This is a genomic window from Curtobacterium sp. MCLR17_044, from assembly GCF_003234435.1.
Taxonomy (GTDB): Bacteria; Actinomycetota; Actinomycetes; order Actinomycetales; family Microbacteriaceae; genus Curtobacterium; species Curtobacterium flaccumfaciens.
The window spans coordinates 25,603-43,426 of the sequence record NZ_QKTC01000011.1 but is presented as its reverse complement, the minus strand read 5'-3'; the positions used below and the strand labels follow the sequence as shown (position 1 = coordinate 43,426).

General features: G+C 73.1%; 15 protein-coding genes. 9 read left to right on the top strand and 6 right to left on the bottom strand.

Annotation, left to right across the window (positions count from 1 at the left end; translation table 11 throughout):
• Window positions 1-21: 21 nt before the first annotated feature.
• The gene (locus DEJ04_RS09320) at window positions 22-582 is read right to left on the bottom strand and encodes a histidine phosphatase family protein (RefSeq protein ID WP_111046894.1); all 561 of its coding nucleotides are present in this window, start codon (window positions 580-582) and stop codon (window positions 22-24) included.
• Between the two features lie 103 nt (window positions 583-685).
• On the opposite strand from DEJ04_RS09320, the gene DEJ04_RS09315 reads away from it, so the two are divergent.
• Genes DEJ04_RS09315 through DEJ04_RS09305 form a run of 3 tightly spaced genes read left to right on the top strand, consistent with a single transcriptional unit; the run spans window position 686 to window position 4,439 of the window.
• On the top strand, window positions 686-1,918 hold the full coding sequence (locus DEJ04_RS09315; RefSeq protein WP_111046893.1) for an LLM class flavin-dependent oxidoreductase: 1,233 nt from the start codon (window positions 686-688) through the stop codon (window positions 1,916-1,918).
• A complete protein-coding gene (locus tag DEJ04_RS09310; protein ID WP_111046892.1) occupies window positions 1,915-3,300 on the top strand; it encodes an NtaA/DmoA family FMN-dependent monooxygenase in 1,386 nt (461 codons plus the stop codon). Before DEJ04_RS09315 ends, DEJ04_RS09310 begins: the two co-directional genes overlap by 4 nt.
• Complete coding sequence (locus tag DEJ04_RS09305) at window positions 3,297-4,439, top strand: LLM class flavin-dependent oxidoreductase (RefSeq protein ID WP_111046891.1); 1,143 nt, start codon at window positions 3,297-3,299, stop codon at window positions 4,437-4,439. The genes DEJ04_RS09310 and DEJ04_RS09305 overlap by 4 nt, the downstream gene beginning before the upstream one ends.
• A 226-nt stretch (window positions 4,440-4,665) precedes the next feature.
• Here DEJ04_RS09305 and DEJ04_RS09300 read toward each other — a convergent pair whose 3' ends face one another.
• From DEJ04_RS09300 to DEJ04_RS09290, 3 genes are read right to left on the bottom strand one after another with little or no spacing between them, the layout of a single operon-like run.
• Window positions 4,666-5,682 (bottom strand): transporter substrate-binding domain-containing protein, encoded by a 1,017-nt coding sequence (locus DEJ04_RS09300; protein ID WP_111046890.1) that lies wholly within the window; start codon window positions 5,680-5,682, stop codon window positions 4,666-4,668.
• A 40-nt stretch (window positions 5,683-5,722) separates the two neighbouring features.
• Window positions 5,723-6,496, bottom strand: coding sequence for an amino acid ABC transporter ATP-binding protein (locus DEJ04_RS09295; RefSeq protein ID WP_111046889.1), 774 nt, complete (start codon window positions 6,494-6,496; stop codon window positions 5,723-5,725).
• Window positions 6,496-7,611, bottom strand: coding sequence for an amino acid ABC transporter permease (locus DEJ04_RS09290; protein ID WP_111046888.1), 1,116 nt, complete (start codon window positions 7,609-7,611; stop codon window positions 6,496-6,498). The genes DEJ04_RS09295 and DEJ04_RS09290 overlap by 1 nt, the downstream gene beginning before the upstream one ends.
• Window positions 7,612-7,765: 154 nt before the next feature.
• On the opposite strand from DEJ04_RS09290, the gene DEJ04_RS09285 reads away from it, so the two are divergent.
• From DEJ04_RS09285 to DEJ04_RS09270, 4 genes are all read left to right on the top strand, one after another.
• The gene (locus DEJ04_RS09285) at window positions 7,766-8,017 is read left to right on the top strand and encodes a DUF4287 domain-containing protein (RefSeq protein ID WP_111046887.1); all 252 of its coding nucleotides are present in this window, start codon (window positions 7,766-7,768) and stop codon (window positions 8,015-8,017) included.
• A gap of 107 nt (window positions 8,018-8,124) precedes the next feature.
• On the top strand, window positions 8,125-9,114 hold the full coding sequence (locus DEJ04_RS09280) for a hypothetical protein (protein ID WP_111046886.1): 990 nt from the start codon (window positions 8,125-8,127) through the stop codon (window positions 9,112-9,114).
• An 82-nt stretch (window positions 9,115-9,196) separates the two neighbouring features.
• On the top strand, window positions 9,197-10,576 hold the full coding sequence (locus DEJ04_RS09275; RefSeq protein ID WP_181437779.1) for an alpha/beta fold hydrolase: 1,380 nt from the start codon (window positions 9,197-9,199) through the stop codon (window positions 10,574-10,576).
• Window positions 10,573-12,123 carry a GMC family oxidoreductase gene (locus DEJ04_RS09270; RefSeq protein ID WP_111046884.1) on the top strand — a complete coding sequence of 517 codons (1,551 nt, stop codon included), beginning with the start codon at window positions 10,573-10,575 and terminating at the stop codon, window positions 12,121-12,123. The genes DEJ04_RS09275 and DEJ04_RS09270 overlap by 4 nt, the downstream gene beginning before the upstream one ends.
• Window positions 12,124-12,151: 28 nt before the next feature.
• Here DEJ04_RS09270 and DEJ04_RS09265 read toward each other — a convergent pair whose 3' ends face one another.
• Window positions 12,152-12,718 carry a GIY-YIG nuclease family protein gene (locus DEJ04_RS09265; RefSeq protein ID WP_111046883.1) on the bottom strand — a complete coding sequence of 189 codons (567 nt, stop codon included), beginning with the start codon at window positions 12,716-12,718 and terminating at the stop codon, window positions 12,152-12,154.
• A 640-nt stretch (window positions 12,719-13,358) separates the two neighbouring features.
• Window positions 13,359-14,204 (bottom strand): siderophore-interacting protein, encoded by an 846-nt coding sequence (locus DEJ04_RS09260; RefSeq protein WP_111046882.1) that lies wholly within the window; start codon window positions 14,202-14,204, stop codon window positions 13,359-13,361.
• An 84-nt stretch (window positions 14,205-14,288) separates the two neighbouring features.
• On the opposite strand from DEJ04_RS09260, the gene DEJ04_RS09255 reads away from it, so the two are divergent.
• Together DEJ04_RS09255 and DEJ04_RS09250 are read left to right on the top strand one after the other, a co-directional pair.
• The gene (locus tag DEJ04_RS09255; RefSeq protein ID WP_111046881.1) at window positions 14,289-14,981 is read left to right on the top strand and encodes a heme oxygenase (biliverdin-producing); all 693 of its coding nucleotides are present in this window, start codon (window positions 14,289-14,291) and stop codon (window positions 14,979-14,981) included.
• A gap of 162 nt (window positions 14,982-15,143) precedes the next feature.
• Window positions 15,144-17,801, top strand: coding sequence for a phosphoenolpyruvate carboxylase (locus tag DEJ04_RS09250; protein WP_111046880.1), 2,658 nt, complete (start codon window positions 15,144-15,146; stop codon window positions 17,799-17,801).
• The last annotated feature ends 23 nt before the right edge of the window (window positions 17,802-17,824 follow it).

The following is a 17,824-nucleotide window of genomic DNA, read 5'->3' as shown; positions in this document are numbered from 1 at the left end:
GGCCCCGCCCCGCGCCTCCCGTCAGGTCGCTGGGACGCGTCTCCAGCCGCTGGTCGCCCGCCAGGCGGGCGCGTCGAAGTGGAAGACGCTGCCCATGCCGGGCTGGTCGAGGGCGCGCGTGATCGGGACGCCGCGCAGGTGGGCCAGGAGCAGCGCGCCGACCGCGCCGTGCGACACGATCGTGACGTCGCCGGTGGCGCAGTGCCGGCGGACGGCTGCGACGATGCGCTCCTGGGCGTCGATCGCCCGCTCCCAGCCGCGGACCGACTGCTCGGGTAAGGCGAAGAACGAGTCGACGACGGCCTCGAACTCGGACGGCGGCAGGTAGCCGGTCGCGCTCCGGTCGATCTCGCCCAGCAGGGGGTCGCGCTCGACCGGCAGTCCGACGGCGCTGGCGAGCAGGTCGGCGGTCTCGACGGCCTTGCGCTCGGTGCTCGAGACGATCCGCCGGGAGCCCGGCGTCCACGCGAGCCGGTGTGCGGCGGCGGCCCGGACGCGTCCCTTGGGCGACAGCCCCCACGACTCGATCGGGACCGCGGGGTCGACCACCACTTCCGCGTGGGTCAGGAACGACGAGACCATCCGGCGATCCTCGCACGGTGCGCGGTGCGTCACACGGCGACACCGTCGGTCACGTTCCGCAACACCGCTTCGCCGCCCGGCCGAACCGTCCTAGCGTCGCCCCATGACCGTGCCCGACCGCATCACCCTCGTCACCGCGCTGCAGGGCGCCGGGTGGCACCCCGCCGCCTGGCGCGCCGCCGGCCCAGCAGCGCAGCGCCTCACGAGCCTCCGGCACTGGCGCGACGTCGTCGTCGAGCAGGACCGGCTCGGCATCGACGCCGTCACCCTCGAGGACTCCTTCACCGCCGGCCCCACCGACCCCGACGGCGACCTCGACACGTCGACCGTCGTCGGCCGCCTCGATGCCCTCCTCGTCGCGAGCGCGGTCGCCCCCGCGACCCGCGCGATCGGTCTGGTGCCGACCGTCTCGGTCACGCACACCGAACCGTTCCACGTCGCCACGGGCCTCCAGACCCTCGACCACGTCTCGCTGGGGCGGGCCGGTTGGCGGATCCAGGTGAGTCCGACGACCCGCGAGGCCGCCCTGTTCGGGCGCCGCCCCGGCGGCGACGACGCTGCCACGCTGTTCGACGAAGCCCGCGAGGCCGCCGAGGTCGTCTCCCGCCTCTGGGACAGCTGGGACGACGACGCGATCATCCGCGACGTCACGACCGGCCGGTTCATCGACCGCGACCGCATCCACAACGCGGCGTTCTCCGGTTCGTTCGTCTCCGTGCACGGCGCGTCGATCGTGCCGCGGTCGCCGCAGGGGCGCCCGCCGGTGTTCGCGCTCGCGCACCGCGCTGACGCGGCGGCGTTCGCGGTGGACGCCGCGGACGTCGTGCTGGTCACGCCCGGCTTCGACGGCCTGGAGGATCGGGGTGCGCTGGACCTCGTCCGTGACGCCGAGCAGGCGGCCGGGTCCGACCTCCGTCGTCCCGTCCTCGCGGACCTCGCGGTGCTCATCGGGTCGTCGCCGGCAGCCGCCGCCGACGAGCTCGCCGCGCTCGACGCGGCAGCGGGCGCCCCCTACGCCGTCGGCGCCGGGTCGGACACGTCCGTCCTCGCGACGACGGTGCCGGACCTCGTGGCACGGATCGGGGACCTGCGGGCCCTCGGGTACGCCGGCGTCCGGCTCCGTCCGCTGCGCATCCCGATCGACTCGACCGCCATCGCGCGGCAGCTCGTCCCGGCGCTCGTCACCGCGGGGCTCCGCGCCGACGTGGCGTCCCGTCCCACCGCCGACCTGCGCACGCGGCTCGGCATCGCGCCGGCGGTCAGCCGGTACGCGCGTCCTGCCGTCACCGGTGCCGGTGTCGGTGTCGGTTCCGTCTCCTCGGGGGTCTCAGCATGAGCGCCAAGCGTCAGGTCCACCTCGCCGCCCACTTCCCGGGCGTCAACAACACCACCGTCTGGAGCGACGACCGCGCCGAGAGCCAGATCGCGTTCTCGTCGTTCGAGCACTTCGCCCGGAACGCCGAGCGGGGGTTCTTCGACTTCCTGTTCCTCGCCGAGGGGCTGCGGTTGCGCGAGCAGAAGGGACGCATCCACGACCTCGACGTCGTCGGACGCCCGAACACGCTCGCGATCCTCGCCGCGCTGGCCGGGGTCACCGACCACATCGGGCTCGTCGGCACGCTGCAGACGACCTTCAACGAGCCCGTGGAGCTCGCCAAGCAGCTCGCCACGCTCGACCACCTGACCGACGGCCGCGCCGGCTGGAACGTCGTGACGAGCTCGGACGCGTTCCACGGTGCGAACTTCCGCCGCGGCGGGTTCCTCGACCACGCCGACCGGTACACGCGGGCAGCGGAGTTCGTGGAGCTGTCGCGTGAGCTCTGGGACTCGTGGGAGTCGGACGCGATCGTGGCGAACGGGTCGGGCGCCGCCGGGACCCTGGCCGCCGGCGCCTTCGCCGACCGCTCCCGCATCCACGACGTCGACCACCACGGTCCGCAGTTCGACGTGACCGGCACGTTCCCGGTGCCGCGCAGCCCCCAGCGGCACCCCGTGGTCGTGCAGGCCGGCGACTCCGACGAGGGCCGCGACCTCGCCGCCGGGCACGCCGAGGTGGTCTTCTCGCTGCACACCGAGTTCGACGACGCGCAGTCGTTCTACCGCGACGTGACCGAGCGACTCGAACGGGTCGGACGGTCGAAGGACGAGCTGCTGATCCTGCCCGGCGCGACCTTCGTGCTCGGCGACACGGCGGACGAGGCCGAGGAACGTTCCCGGGCGATCCGCCGCGCCCAGGTCAGCCCGGCGACGGCGATCGCGTTCCTCGAACAGGTGTGGAACCGCGATCTGTCGTCGTACGACGTCGACGGGCCGTTGCCCTCGATCGAGCCGGACCTGGAGGGCGCCGACATCACCCGTGGCCGCGTCCGTCACACCCGCGACGTCCCCGCGCTGGTGCAGTCGTGGCGTGACCTCGCCGCGGCCGAACACCTGTCGATCCGTGACCTGGTCATCCGGGTCTCGACCCGTGGCGGCTTCGTCGGGACGCCCGCACACATCGCCGCCGAGATCGACCGGTACGTGCAGGAGCGCGCCACCGACGGCTTCGTCGTCGTGCCGCACACCAACCCGTACGGGCTCGACGAGTTCGTCGACCGGGTCGTCCCGCTGCTGCAGGAGCGCGGCGTCTACCGGCAGTCGTACGACGATGGCGCCACGCTCCGGCAGACGCTCGACCTGCCCGGACGGGTCCTCGACCGGCAGCGGGTCCTCGCATGAGCCGCGTCCCGCTCTCCGTCCTCGACCTCGTCCCGGTGAGCAGCGGGTCGACCCCGGCCCAGGCCCTGGCGAACACGGTCGACCTGGCCGTCGCCGCGGAACGTGCCGGGTACGCCCGCTACTGGCTCGCCGAGCACCACCTCAACCCCGGCGTGGCCGGCAGCGCACCGACCGTCGTCATCGGTGCGGTCGCCGCAGCCACCTCGACCATCCGGGTCGGCAGCGCCGCGACCCTGGTCGGCAACACCCGGGGGCTGCAGATCGCCGAGACCTTCGGTACGCTCGCCGCGCTGCACGGGCCGCGCATCGACCTCGGGCTCGGCCGCTCAGGAGCACCAGCGCCGGGCACCCCGAAGCCGCCGTCGCTCGCCCCGCGGACCGACCAGGTCGTCGACGGCCTGCTCGTCCCCGCGCCGTTCGAGTTCCGCATCGCGCCGGGCAGCAGGTTCGCGCTGCAGGGTGAACTGCTCGGCCGAGTGCCGGGGGACGTCGACCGGTTCGAGGGCGAGCTGGAGCTCATCCGTGGGCTGTTCGCCGGCACGTGGTCGCGGGACGGTGCGGTGGTCGAGGCCCCGCCGGCCGGGGGTGCCGCCGTCGAGCTGTGGATCCACGGCTCCACCGGCGGCGAGAGTGCCCGGATCGCCGGCGCGCTCGGCCTGCCGTACGGCGCGAACTACCACACGTCGCCGGGCACGGTCCTGGCGTCGGTGCAGGCCTACCGCGACGCGTTCCGCCCGGGCGTGCTCGACGCCCCGCACGTCATCGTGTCGGCCGACGTGCTCGTGGCGCCGACCGCGGCCGAGGCGGACGAGCTCGGGCTCGGGTACGCCCAGTGGGTGCACTCGATCCGCTCCGGCGTCGGGGCGATCGAGTACCCCACCCCGGACCAGGCTCGGGAGGTGCGGCTCCCCGCTGAGGCCGAGGCGTCGGTGGCGGACCGGCTCGCGACGAGGTTCGTCGGCGAACCGGTACACGTCGCGGAACGGCTCGAGACGCTCCGGCGGGTGACGGGAGCGGACGAGTTGCTCGTCACGACGATCGCGCACGACCACGACGCCCGGGTGCGCTCCTACGAGCTGCTCGCTGCGGAGTGGGCGGCGCCTGTCGTCGAGGGGGAGTCCGCTCTGGCTGCGCGCTAACTCGCTGCGTGTGCATGGTCCGACGTCCCACCTGTCGTTCGACGGGTGGGACGTCGTTCGTTGCCCACGCATCGGGTGCGTGTGCATGTTCCGACGATCCACGAGTCGTTCCCCTGGTGGATCGTCGATTGTCGATTGTCGATCGTCGAGCGGGGAGTGCCGCCCCCCCCCCCGCACGCACGACACCCCCGCGACCACGATGGCCACGGGGGTGTCACGGCACACCTCAGCTGTTGTCGAGCGGCAGGCCCTCGGGGTTCACCTCGGACGTCTTCACGGCCTCGTTCGACAGGTTGTAGGCCGCGAGCCACTTCGCGTAGGTGCCGTCCTCGATGAGCTCGTTGATCGCCGCCGCGACGGGCTTCGCGATCCCGCTGCCCTGCTTCGTCGTCGCGGCGATGAGCCCCTGCAGGGACGAGCCGGCGCCGGAGTACGTGCCCGCGGTCTTCGTCGCCTTCGCGGTGCCCTTGCTCTGCGTGTTCTGGTAGGCGATCGTCGGGTTCGGGCCGAAGTATGCGTCGATCTTGCCCGAGTCGAGCGCGAGCTTGATCGCGTTGCCGTCCGGGTAGTACTTGATCGTGAAGTCCTCGCCCTTCGCCCGGAGTTCCTTCTGCCACTCGAGCAGGATGTTCTCCTGGTTCGTGCCGGAACTCACGGACAGGGTCTTCCCGGCGAGCACGGACGGGTCGCCGTCGAAGCGCAGCGAGCTCGACGCCAGCACCTGGAACGCCAGGTTGTCCTGCCGGTACGAGGCGAAGTCGTACTTCTCCTTGCGCTCCTCGGTCACCGTGACGTTCGAGAAGCCGGCGTCGTACTTGCCGCTGTCGATGCCGACGAACAGGTTGTCCCACGTGGCGTTCTGCACGTCCGCGCGCAGCCCGAGCTTCGCGGCGACGAGCCGTCCGAGGTCGGGCTCCGAACCGGTGATCGTCTTCTGGTCGTCACCGGTGAAGGCGAGCGGCGGGAACCCGGCGGGCAGGGCCCCCACGCCGATCGTGAGCTTGCCGGATTTCCGGACCGCGGCGGGGAGCGCGTCGTGCAGCTTCGTGTCCTCGGTGACCTCGACGGTCGTCTCCTTCGCCGCACCGTTCGAGGCGGCGCCGATGGTGACGGAGCCGTCGGGTGCGCCGCTCGTGTCGGCGGAAGCGCCCGCGGAGCACCCGGCGAGGGCGACGACGACGCCGGCTGCGAGGACGAGGAAACCGGCGCGGTTGCGCCAGCGGGCGGGGGTGATCGTGGACATGGTTCTCCTTGGGGTGCGTGCGGGGATCAGGGGTCAGGGGTCAGCGGACGCGGGACAGGAAGTCGCGCGTGCGGGTGTGCTGCGGGTGGTCGAGCACCTGGGCCGGCGGCCCCTGCTCGACGACCCGCCCGTGGTCGAGGAACACGACGTGGTCGGCGACCTCGCGGGCGAAGGCGATCTCGTGGGTGACGATGACGAGCGTGGTGCCCGTGTCCGCCAACCCCCGGATGACCCCGAGCACCTCGCCGACGAGCTCCGGGTCGAGCGCCGAGGTCGGCTCGTCGAGCAGGACGACCGACGGCTCGAGCGCCAGGGCCCGGGCGATCGCGACGCGCTGCTGCTGCCCGCCGGACAGCTGCCGGGGGCGGGCGGAGCCGCGGTCGCCGAGTCCGACCCGATCGAGCAGGGTCTGAGCCCGCGCTCGGGCCGTGGCGACGGGGACCCCGGCGGCGATCGGCCCCTCGGCGACGTTCTCGAGCGCGGTGAGGTGCGGGAACAGGTTGAAGTGCTGGAACACGAACCCGATCCGGGCACGCTGTCGCAGGATGTGCCGCTCGGGCAGCTCCTTCCAGCGCGGGACCCCGTCGCGGCCGGTGCGCAGGCGGACGCCGATGGGCTCGTCGCCGACGGTGACGACCCCGCGGTCGAGCGGTTCGAGGTGGTTGATCGCCCGGAGCAGCGTGGACTTGCCGGAACCGGAGGGGCCGAGGACGACGGTCACGCTGCCGGACGGCAGCGACAGGTCGACGCCGTCGATGACGACGCTGTCCCCGAACGCCTTGACGGCTCCGTGGATCGCGATGGCGGCGCTCATCAGATGCTCCTGTCGTCGACGGTGGAAGCGGACCCGGACGCGACCGCGCGCTCGGCGGCGGCTGCCCGTGTGCGGCGACCCGCGCCTCCAGGCCGTCCCGGACCACGTCCGGTCCCGCCGCCCCGCAGCGCGCTCCGCACCCGCTGCCACGGTGTCGGCGGCAGCGCACGGACCGACCCGCGGGCCGTCCAGCGCTCGACGTAGTACTGCACGATCGAGACCGCGCTGGTGAGCGCGAGGTACCAGATGGTGGCGACGACGAGCAGCGGGATGATGTCGCCCGGGTACGTGCTCGACAGGTTCTGCACCACGCCGAACAGGTCGAGCAGCGACACGTAGAACAGCAGCGACGAGGCCTTCAGCAGGCCGACGACCTGGTTCACGAACGCCGGGACGATCGACCGCAGCGCCTGCGGCATGATCACCCGCAGGAACTGCCGGCGACGGGGGAGCCCGAGCGCCTGCGCCGCCTCGTGCTGCCCGTGGTCGACGGCGAGCACCCCGGCACGGACGATCTCGGACGCGTAGGCGATCTCACTGAGGCTCAGCCCGATGACCCCGATCGCCAGGTCGCCGAGCAGGTTCGCGGTCGGCACCTCGAACTGCGGCCCGAAGGGGATCCCGATGCCGATGGTCGGGTACAGCGACCCGAGGTTGTACAGGAAGACGAGCACCAGGATGAGCGGCACCGACCGGAACAGCCACACGTACCCCCACGCCAGCCCGGACAGCACCGGGTTGTGCGACAGCCGGGCGATGGCCACCAGGATCCCGCCGGCGAAGCTGATCACGGCGCTCAGCGCGGTGGCGGTGAGTGTCAGCTGCAGGCCGGTCAGGACGGCGGGGCTGAACAGCCACTTGCCGACGGCCGGCCAGCCCCACTTCTCGTTCGTGAACAGGGTCTCGCCGAAGTTCAGCAGCACGACGAGCACGAGGGCCGCGGCGATCCACCGCAGCGGGTGCCGCAACGGCACGACGGAACGGTCGAGTGCGGCGTGTCCGGCCGCGTCGATGGTCGCGGTCTCCGGCCTGGAGGCGCGGCTCGCCCCGGTCGTCCGGCCCGCGTCGTCGACGCTGGTCGCCTCCCACTGCGGGGCTCTGGTGGTCTCGGTCATGTCGCGACCGTAGGAGGGCCGGACGCCGCCGACAACGCCTCGCGCAACACCCCGCCACGCGGCGCAACACCCGGCCATCCGGCGCAACGCGGCGTCACAGAACGGTGTCCTGCGTGACGTTCCGTGACGGCCGACGGAGCGCTACCGTTGCGCCATGACAGCGCATCGTGTGACCGCCCCGGTGCCCCCGGCGGACGGCACCAAGGTGAAGGGTCCGGCGTCGTACTTCCCGAGCATCGAGACGACGTACGGACGCCCGGTGCAGGAGTGGCTCGACCTGGTCGCCGACCGGCTCGCCGACCACCAGCACATGGAGGTCGTCGGGTGGCTCAAGGCCGAGCACGGCCTCGGGCACGGGCACGCGAACGCCCTGGTCGCCTACGTGAAGCAGGGGCTGGCCTCCTGAGCGGTTTTGCGTGGCGTGGTGCCGCGGCGGTCGCGGTGCGTGGTGCGGCGGTGTCGGTCGCGGTGCGTGGTGCGGCGGGTGTCGGTGGTCGTTCCTAGCGTGGGGGCGTGGCCGAACCCGTCGATGCGTGGTGGCGCCGCCGACAGTGGTCGCGCGGCGAAGCGGTGCCGTACGCCGTCGGACAGTTCCGCGCCGACTGGGCTCCGTACCCGGTGCTCATCCGGCAGTACCACCCCGACTGGAACCACGGCGTCGTCCTGACCCAGGTCCCCCCGGCGGCCGAGGTCCTGCTCACCTGGGAGTGCGACGTCGGGCACGTCTTCGTGGCGACCCCGTCCGAACAGCGGTCCCGCCCGGGCCGTGAACGTCGGCGATCCGTCTGGTGCCCCGAGTGCGCGGTGCAGGCCCAGCCGCAGCGGTGGCCGGTGCTGCCGTCGGACTGGCCCCAGGCGGTCCCCGTGCCGCAGCGGGTCGTCCGGAGTTCCGGACGACAGACGCTGCCGGCGGCTCCGGTGCGCGGGGTCCCGGCCGGAGCCGTCGCGTCGAGCCGTTCCCGGTCCCGTCGGCCCGTCGCCGGGTCCGCCGGTTCGGCCGGAGGGGCGGCACGGCGGATTGCTCAGCCCGTTCCCCGCACGATCTGCCCGAAGACCCCGCGGCTGCCGTCGGGTGAGTCGTTCACGAGCGTCTGCGCCCCGGCGACGGCGTCGGCGGTCGAGGCCGAACTCCGCGGCATGCTGTCCGAGCGGTTCGCGTTCACCTACGACCACTCCGCGATCCGACTCGACCGCCCGTTCTTCGACCACGTCGAGGCCTGGCCGGACATCATCCTGCCGGAGCTCCGCGTCGCCATCGAGTACGACTCCACCGGGCGGCACGGCCTCGAGCACGTCGGCCCGCGGCAGGAGACCGACCGGAAGAAGGACCGCGCCGTCCGCGCCGTGGGGTGGGAGGTCGTCCGCATCCGCACCGGGCGGCTCCCCGCGCTCGGCCCGCACGACCTCCAGGTGTCGGGGATCTCCGGCCGGACCGTCGACCGGCTGGCGGACACCCTGCGCGAGCTCCGGGGCGCGCTGTTCGTCGACGCGTACGCCCGGTGACGCCGTCGATCGGGGTACACGCGCGACCCGGCGGGGTACGGCCCGGCTGGGAGCGGTCGCGAGCGACGGGTAGGTATACATGGTGACCACCGTCTTCTGTCTCCACGCCCTCGGCGCGAGTTCCGAGGAGTTCGCGCTGCTGCGCGCCGAGCTCCTCGGTGACCTCGACCTGATCGGCATCGACCTGCCCGGCTTCGGCCGCAGCCCGGCGTCGTCCGGCACCACCGTCGAGGAGATGGCCGTCCTGGTCGAGCGCGCGATCGGGGCGAGCGGCTCGACGGAGTGGATGCTCCTCGGACACTCGATGGGCGGCAAGGTCGCCACGGTGGTGGCCGACCGCACGATCTCCGGCGCGAACGGCCTGTTCGGGCTGCGGGCCGTGGTGCTCCTCGCCGCGTCCCCGCTCGCTCCGGAGCCGATGGACGACGACCGCCGCTGGACGATGCTCTCGTGGGCTGCCGGTGGCCCGATCGGCACCGATGACGCCGAAGAGTTCGTCGCCGCCAACACCGCGTCGCCCCTGGCGCCCGCGCGGCACATCGCGGCGGTGCAGGACGTCGAGCGGACCGACCCTGCCGCCTGGACAGACTGGCTGTCCCGCGGCAGCCGCGAGGACTGGTCGGACGCCGCACCGAACCCCGTGCCCGCCCTGGTGCTCGCCGGTGTCGAGGACGGCGACCTCGATGCCGACGCCCAGCGCCGCCTGACCCTGCCGCACTGGCCGAACAGCGAGCTCCACGTCGTCGACGGCGCCGCCCACCTGCTGCCCTGGGAACAGCCCGAGGCCGTGGCCGAGCGCATCCGCGACTTCTGGCAGCGCCGGGTCGCGGGGTCGCCGGTCGTCCCCGTGGAGCACGCCCGCGTGATCGCCTCGCCGCGGGTCAGCGCCCGGACCCGCGGCCTGCTCGCCGAGCGCGCGCTGCCCGACGACCCGTCGGCCGCACCCCACGCGCTGACGCCGACGCAGTTGGACACCCTGCGCGCCGTCGCACGGATCGTCGTCCCGCAGCCCGGCACCGACCAGGTCGACCTGGCGCTGCGGGTCGACGCGCAGCTGGCCGCGGGGCTCGGCGACGGCTGGCGGCCGGACGGCCTGCCGGTGGACGCCGAGGCCTACCGTGCCGCGCTCGACGTGCTCGCTGCACCTGCCCGCGACGGCGTGCTCGACCAGGCCCTCGAGTCCGTGGCGGTCGGGCGGTACCGCGCTGACGGCGACCTCGACGCCGAGCAGCTGCGCGCGTGGTTCGAGGACGCCAGCGTCGACCTCGTGAAGCACTGGCTCGCACACCCCGCCACCATGGCCGCCATCGACTTCGACGGCTACGCGAACGGCGGCGACGGCATCCGCAAGCAGGGCTTCCAGCTGCTCGCGGCGGGCGAGCGCGAGGCCTGGGAACCCGAGGCCCCCGCCGGCACCACCACCACGATCGACACCGCACCGACGACCGGAGCTGCACGATGAGACTCGACGGACAACGCACGTACGGCACGGACGACGTCGTCGACGTGGTGGTGGTCGGCACCGGGGCCGGGGGAGCACCGCTCCTCGCATCGCTGGCCCGCCGAGGCCTGACGGTCGTCGCGCTCGAGGCCGGCCGCAACACCGAGCCGGGCGACCACGTCCCGGACGAGGTCGCCGCCCCCGGTGACATCAACTGGATGGACGAGCGGCTGAGCGGCGGCGGAGCCCCCACGGCCTTCGGCCCCAACAATAGCGGCACGGGCGTCGGTGGCTCGACGCTGCACTGGGGCGCGTTCACCCCGCGGCCGAGCGAGCACGACCTGCGGCTGCGGACCGAGAGCGGCGCGGGGCAGGACTGGCCGATCAGCCACGCCGAGCTCACCGGCTGGATCGAGCAGGTCGAGCACGACGTCGGCGTCGCCGGCCCCGAGCACTACCCGTGGGACCCCTCCCGCCGGTACCGGATGCGCCCACCGGCCCGGAACGCCTCGTCGGACATGATGATGCGCGGCACCGCGGCCGCCGGGATCACCGCGACCGACGCCCCGGTCGGCCTGACGACCGAGGACCGGCACCAGGAGCACCACGGGCTGCGCCAGGCCTGCGTGTCCTGCGGCTCCTGCCACCAGGGCTGCCGCAACGGCTCGAAGGTGTCGATGGACACGACGTACCTGCCCGCCGCCGTGGCGTTCGGTGCCGAGATCCGTCCGGAGTCCTTCGTGCACGGCATCGAGCTCGACGCGGCGGGACGGGTCGAGGCGGTCCTGTACACCGCCGACGGGCGCGAGCACCGCCAGCGCTGCCGGTCACTCGTCCTCGCCGCGGGCGGTGTCGAGACGCCGCGACTGCTGCTGCACACCGGTGTCGCGAACGGCAGCGGGCAGGTCGGCCGGAACTTCACGGCGCACGGAGCCACCCAGGTGTGGGCGCGGTTCGACGAGTCGATGCGCTCGTACCGTGGGTACCCGTCGTCGATCATCACCGAGGACTTCGTCCGACCGGCGGACGCCGACTTCGCGGGCGGCTACCTCATCCAGAGCCTGGGCGTGCAGCCGCAGACCTTCGCGACCTCGCTGGTCCGGGGCGGCGGACTCCGCGGTGCCGAGCTCGTCCGGGCGCTGCAGGACTACCCGTTCTCGGCCGGCGTCGGCATCAACGCCGAGTGCCTGCCGTACGACGACAACCGCCTCGAGCTGACCGACGAACTCGACGAGCACGGTGTCCCACGTGCCCGGGTCTCGTTCACCCCGGGCTCGAACGAAGAGGCGATCCGCCGCCACGCGGTCCGCACGATGACGACCATCGTCGAGGCCGCTGGCGGTCAGGACGTCCGGGTGCTCGACCGCACGGCGCACACGATCGGCACCGCGCGGATGGGCACCGACCGCGAGACCTCCGTCGTCGACCAGGACGGCCGCTCGTGGGACGTCCCGAACCTGTGGATCGCCGACAACTCGGTGTTCCCGAGCGCGGTCATCGCGAACCCGGCGCTGACGATCATGGCGCTCTCGCTCCGCACCGCCGACCGCATGCTGCAGGCCGTCTGAGCAGGAGCCCCGACCGCCCGGTCGGGGCTCAGCCTCGGAGCGCGAGCGCCTCGCTCGTCCACCGGGCGTGCAGGTCCCACGGGTCGTCGACCCCGGCAGCGACGGTGTCCACGTGGGCGAGGAGTTCCGGCGTGACCCGGAACCACTCGGTACCCGGGTACCGGCTGGCGGCGAACGTGGCGTGCCGTCGGCGTTCGAGGGTCCGGTCACCGCGCTCGAACGCCAGCAGGTCCTGGTGCGGGATCGCCGCGAGCCGCTGCCGGGGATTCATCGTCGTGCCGATCTTGATGCGGTCGCCGAAGTCGTCGCGCATCCGCAGGTAGTAGACGACGTCGACGCGCGGGGGAGCGAGGTCGCCGTCCGGCACGTCACCCCACCGCCACTCGCACCGGGCGCACACCATCCCCGAGGGGTAGCGCACCCCGATCCGCGAACCGCACGCCGGGCACGGGCCGGGCAGGGCGTCCTCGACGCCGGGGTGTTCGGCCGCGAGGTCGGCGACGAACGCGACGTGCGCGCCGCACAGGGGGACGCCCGCGAGCCCGTCCGCGAGCACGCCCGCGCAACCCGGCACGCAGCACGACGAGGTGACCATGCGCCGAACGCTAGCCCGACCCACCGACGTGCCCCGGGCCTCCCGGCCGCCGCGCGCGCTGGGCCCACCGGGCGTCCCGGGCGTCCCTGGTCGAACCGGGCGTCCCTGGTCGAATCGGGCGTACCTGGTCCGATCTTCTGACCAGGTACGCCCGTTCCCACCAGCCATCGCGCCCGTTCTGGGAAGGAACGGGCGTACCGACCAAGAACGGGCGGGCCGGGCGTACCTGGTCGAATCGGGCGTACCTGGTCCGTTCTTCCGACCAGGTATACCCGTTCCCACCAGCCATCGCGCCCGTTCTGGGAAGGAACGGGCGTACGTGCGACAGCCGGGCGCCCCGGCCGCCGGGCGTGCCGGCCGAGAACGGGCGTGCCGGGCGTGCCTGGTCGAATCGGGCGTACCTGGTCCGTTCTTCTGACCAGGTATGCCCGTTTCAACCAGCCATCGCGCCCGTTCTGGGAAGGAACGGGCGTACCTGCGGGAAACGGGCGCCACGCACGTCCGCCGATCCGGGCGTACCGCCCGAGAACGGGCGTACCGACCGAGAACGGGCGTACCCGGTCCGTTCTTCCGACCAGGTATGCCCGTTCCCACCAGCCATCGCGCCCGTTCTGGGAAGGAACAGACACGTAGGCCGCCGTCAGTCGGTGAAGATCACCCCGACGGGCTCGCGCTTCTCCTCCTGGAACTCGTCCTCACCACGACCGAGCGCCCAGTACGCCGACAACGACATCTCGCGCTTCTCCAGCCCCCAGTCGTCCTGCAACAGCCGACGGATCGCCTTCATCGCGGTCCGCTCGCCGTGCGCGAAGACCTGGACCGGCCTGGAGGCACGCGGCAGCCCGCGGGCCGTCTCCAGCAGGAGCGTGCCCGGCTGGGCGCCGGTGGCGTCCCGGTGCAGCCACCGCAGGTCGACCCCGGCCGGGTGCCGGATGTCCTGCTCGTCGGCGGGCCCTGCCACCTCGACCAGGGCGACCCCGGTGGCGGAGTCGGGCATCGACTCGAGTGCCGCGCCGATCGCGGGCAGGGCGCTGTCATCACCGAGCAGCACGTGCGTGACGGCCGGGTCGGTGCTCGGCGCGTAGCCGCCACCGGGCCCGGACAGGGCGAGCCGGTCGCCCGGCTGCGCGGACGCTGCCCAGGGACCGGCGAGGCCCTCGTCGCCGTGCACGACGAAGTCGATCGCGATGGTCCGCGTGGTGTGGTCGACCGCCCGCACCGTGTAGGTGCGGCGGGCGGGGCGGTCGTGTTTCGGCAGGGTCTCGCGCAGGGCCTCGAGGTCGTACGGCGGCACCAGTCCGAGCGACGGCTTCGCGAGCAGGAGCTTGACGTACTTGTCGGTCGAGCCGAGCCGGTCGGGGTCGGCCTGGGCGACGAAGTCCTCGAAGGCCGAGCCGCCCAGGTGCACGCGCACCATGTGGGGCGAGAGCCGTTCGGTGCGGTCGACGACGAAGACGTGCTGGGGGCGTTTGGGTTTCGAGCTCATCGTGGGGGAGCTTCCTCTCGCGGGTTCGGCGCCACCTGGGTGATCCCTGCTTGACGCGCGCATCACTAAGGTTAGCCTTACCTCATGGACTCGACCGTCATCCCGTTCTCCGAGCTGCTGCGGCGTCGCACGCGGCGCTCGCACGGTGCCTCGGCCACGAGCGGCTTCATGCAGGACCTGCTCGGCGGCGACTGCGACGTCGCCGACTACGCGGCCCTGCTCGGACAGTACGCCTTCGTGTACGACGCGCTCGAGCGGGCGGCGGAACGCATGGCCGACCACCCCGTGGCGGCGCCGTTCGTCACCGCGCAGCTCACCCGGATGCCGGCGATCCGTGCCGACCTCGAGTACCTGATCGGCCCGGACTGGTCCGAACTGGTGTGCCCGCTGCCCGCGACGACCGCGTACGTGCGACGCCTCAACGAGGTCGCGGCGGAATGGCCCGGCGGCTTCGTCGCACACCACTACACGCGGTACCTCGGCGACGTGTCCGGCGGGCACGTGATCGGGCAGGTGCTGGCCGAGCGGTTCGGGTTCGACACGAACGGTGTCCTGTTCTACATCTTCGACCAGGTCGCCGACCCGAGCGACTTCGAGCACACCTACCGCGCCCAGCTCGACGCCGCGCCCTGGACGGCCGACGAGCAGGAGCGGGTGATCGCCGAGGTCGAGCTCGCCTACGACCTGAACCGTGGGCTGCTCGCCGGCCTCGATGCCCGCCGTGCTCCCTTCCGTCAGGAGCCGGGGGACACGACGGTCGCCGCCGTCACGGCCTGACCGCACAGTGGGTGTCGTCGAGGCAGGCCAGCGCGGACCCTGCCCCGCGTCCGTCCGGACCCGGCCCCGCGTCCGTCCGGACGGTCGACTTCATGCGCCCCCGGGTGCCGATACGCTGCTGGGACCCGGGACCAGCCTCCCGGACGACCCGGAAAGGACTCCATGACGGCGATCGACGGATCTGCACGCCACGAGCGCGCGCGGGACGACGTCAGCGGTGCGGTCGACAGTGACCTGCGCGCCGACGTCCGGTACCTCGGCAACCTCCTCGGCCGGGTGCTGCGGGAGAACGGGGGCGACGAACTGCTCCACGACGTGGAGTCGTTGCGCGCCGCCGTGATCGACGCCTACGAGGGCGACCACGCCGAGGGCGCAGCGCGGGCCCAGGCGATCGTCTCGGGCATGTCGGCCGAACGCGCCGAGGCCGTGGCGCAGGCGTTCACCACCTACTTCCACCTGACGAACCTGGCCGAAGAGCACCACCGCGTGCGGGTCCTCCGGCAGCGCGGTGACGACGGTGGCGTGGCCGGCGACTCGTTCCCCGCCACCTACGCCGAGCTGGTCGCCGAGGTCGGCGAGGCCGAGGCCGCTGAGCGCCTCCGCACCCTGCGGTTCCACCCGGTGCTGACGGCCCACCCGACCGAGGCCCGCCGCCGCGCGGTCACCACGGGTGTCCGCCGCATCACGGACCTCATCGACAAGCGCGACCGCGCCCGCAACGCGACGGCCCGCGCCGAGAACGAGCGCCGCCTGCTCGAGGAGATCACGACCCTCCTGCGCACCTCCCCGCTGCGCACCACCCGGCCGACCCCGCTCGACGAGGTCCGCACCGCGATGAGCGTGTTCGACCAGACCCTGTTCGAGATCGTCCCGCAGGTCTACCGCCTGCTCGACGACCGGCTGCAGGGCGACGACGCCGGCCGCGCTCCCGTGATCGCGCCCGCGTTCGTGCGGTTCGGCACCTGGATCGGCGGCGACCGCGACGGCAACCCGCACGTGACGGCCGACGTCACCCGCCAGGCCGCCGAGATCGCGGCGGAGCACATCCTGCTCGGCCTCGCCCGCGCGACCACCCGCATCGGCAGCGCCCTGACACTCGACGCGAGCGACACCCCCGCCGACGCCGGCCTCACCGCCCTCGTCGCCGCGCAGGAGTCCCTCGACCCGGGCATCGCCGAGCGCATCGGCGTCCGCGCACCCAACGAGACCCACCGTCGTGCGCTCCTGTTCGTCGCCGCGCGCATCGACGCCACCCGGACCGGCACCACGCCGCTGGCCTACGACGGCCCCGAGGCGCTGCTGGCCGACCTCCGCACGATCCAGGCGTCGCTCATCGCAGCCGGCGCGATCCGCCCGGCCAACGGCGAGCTGCAGAACCTGATCTGGCAGGTCGAGACCTTCGGGTTCCACCTGGCCGAGCTCGAGGTCCGGCAGCACTCCCAGGTGCACCGCACGGCCCTCGCCGAGATCCGCGCGGGTGGCGAACTGAGCGAGACCACCGAAGAGGTCCTCGCCGTCTTCCGCACGATCGCCGGGCTGCAGTCCCGCTACGGCGTCCGCGCGGCGAACCGGTACATCGTGTCCTTCACGCAGTCCCCGGCAGACCTGGCGAACGTGCACGAGCTCGCGGTCGCCGCGCTCGGGTCCGCCGAGGCTGCGCCGGTGCTCGACGTCATCCCGCTGTTCGAGACCTTCGCCGACCTGCACGCCAGCGTCGACATCCTCGACGAGGCCGTCCGCACCGAGGCGTTCCAGCGACGCCTCGCCGCGACCGGCCGTCGGCTCGAGGTCATGCTCGGCTACTCGGACTCGTCGAAGGACGTCGGCCCGGTGTCCGCGAACCTGGCGCTGTACGACGCCCAGGCCCGCATCGCCGACTGGGCCCGCGACAACGACATCGAGCTGACCCTGTTCCACGGCCGGGGTGGTTCGCTCGGCCGGGGCGGCGGTCCCGCCAACGAGGCCGTCCTCGCGCAGCCGCCGGGATCGATCGACGGCCGGCTCAAGCTCACCGAGCAGGGCGAGGTCATCTTCGCCCAGTACGGCGACCAGGACATCGCCGCGCGCCACCTCGAGCAGATGGCCTCGGCGACGCTGTTCGCGTCGACGCCGTCGAACGAGGCGCGGACCGCCGCCGCGGCCGCCCGGTTCGCCGACCTCGCCCAGCAGCTCGACGACGTCTCGCGCGTCGCGTTCTACGACCTGGTCAAGGCCGACGGCTTCGCGCCGTGGTTCGCCCGGGTCACCCCGATGGAGGAGATCGGCCTGCTGCCCCTCGGCTCCCGCCCGGCCCGTCGTGGCCTGTCGGTGGAGTCGCTGGAGGACCTCCGCGCCATCCCGTGGGTGTTCTCGTGGACGCAGGCGCGCATCAACCTCGCCGGCTGGTACGGGCTCGGCTCCGCGCTCGAGGCCGTCGGCGACGTCGATGTCCTCCGCGCCGCCTACGCCGAGTGGCCGCTCTTCGCCGCGATGATCAAGAACGTCGAGATGTCGCTCGCGAAGACCGACGAGCACATCGCCCGCCGGTACCTCGAGCTCGCCGACCGCGACGACCTCGCCGCGAAGGTGCTCGACGAGATGGTCCGCACCCGCGACTGGGTGCTCCGCGTCTCCGGCGGCAGCGACGTGCTCGAGGACCGACCCGTCCTCGCCCGCGCCGTGCGCCTCCGCAGCCCGTACGTCGACGCACTGTCGCACCTGCAGCTCCGTGCGCTGCGCGCCATCCGCACGTCCGGCAGCACGGACCCGACGGACGCCGACCACCGGCTCCTGCTGCTCACCGTCAACGGGATCGCGGCCGGCCTGCAGAACACGGGCTGACGCCCCCACCCGACGGACAGGAG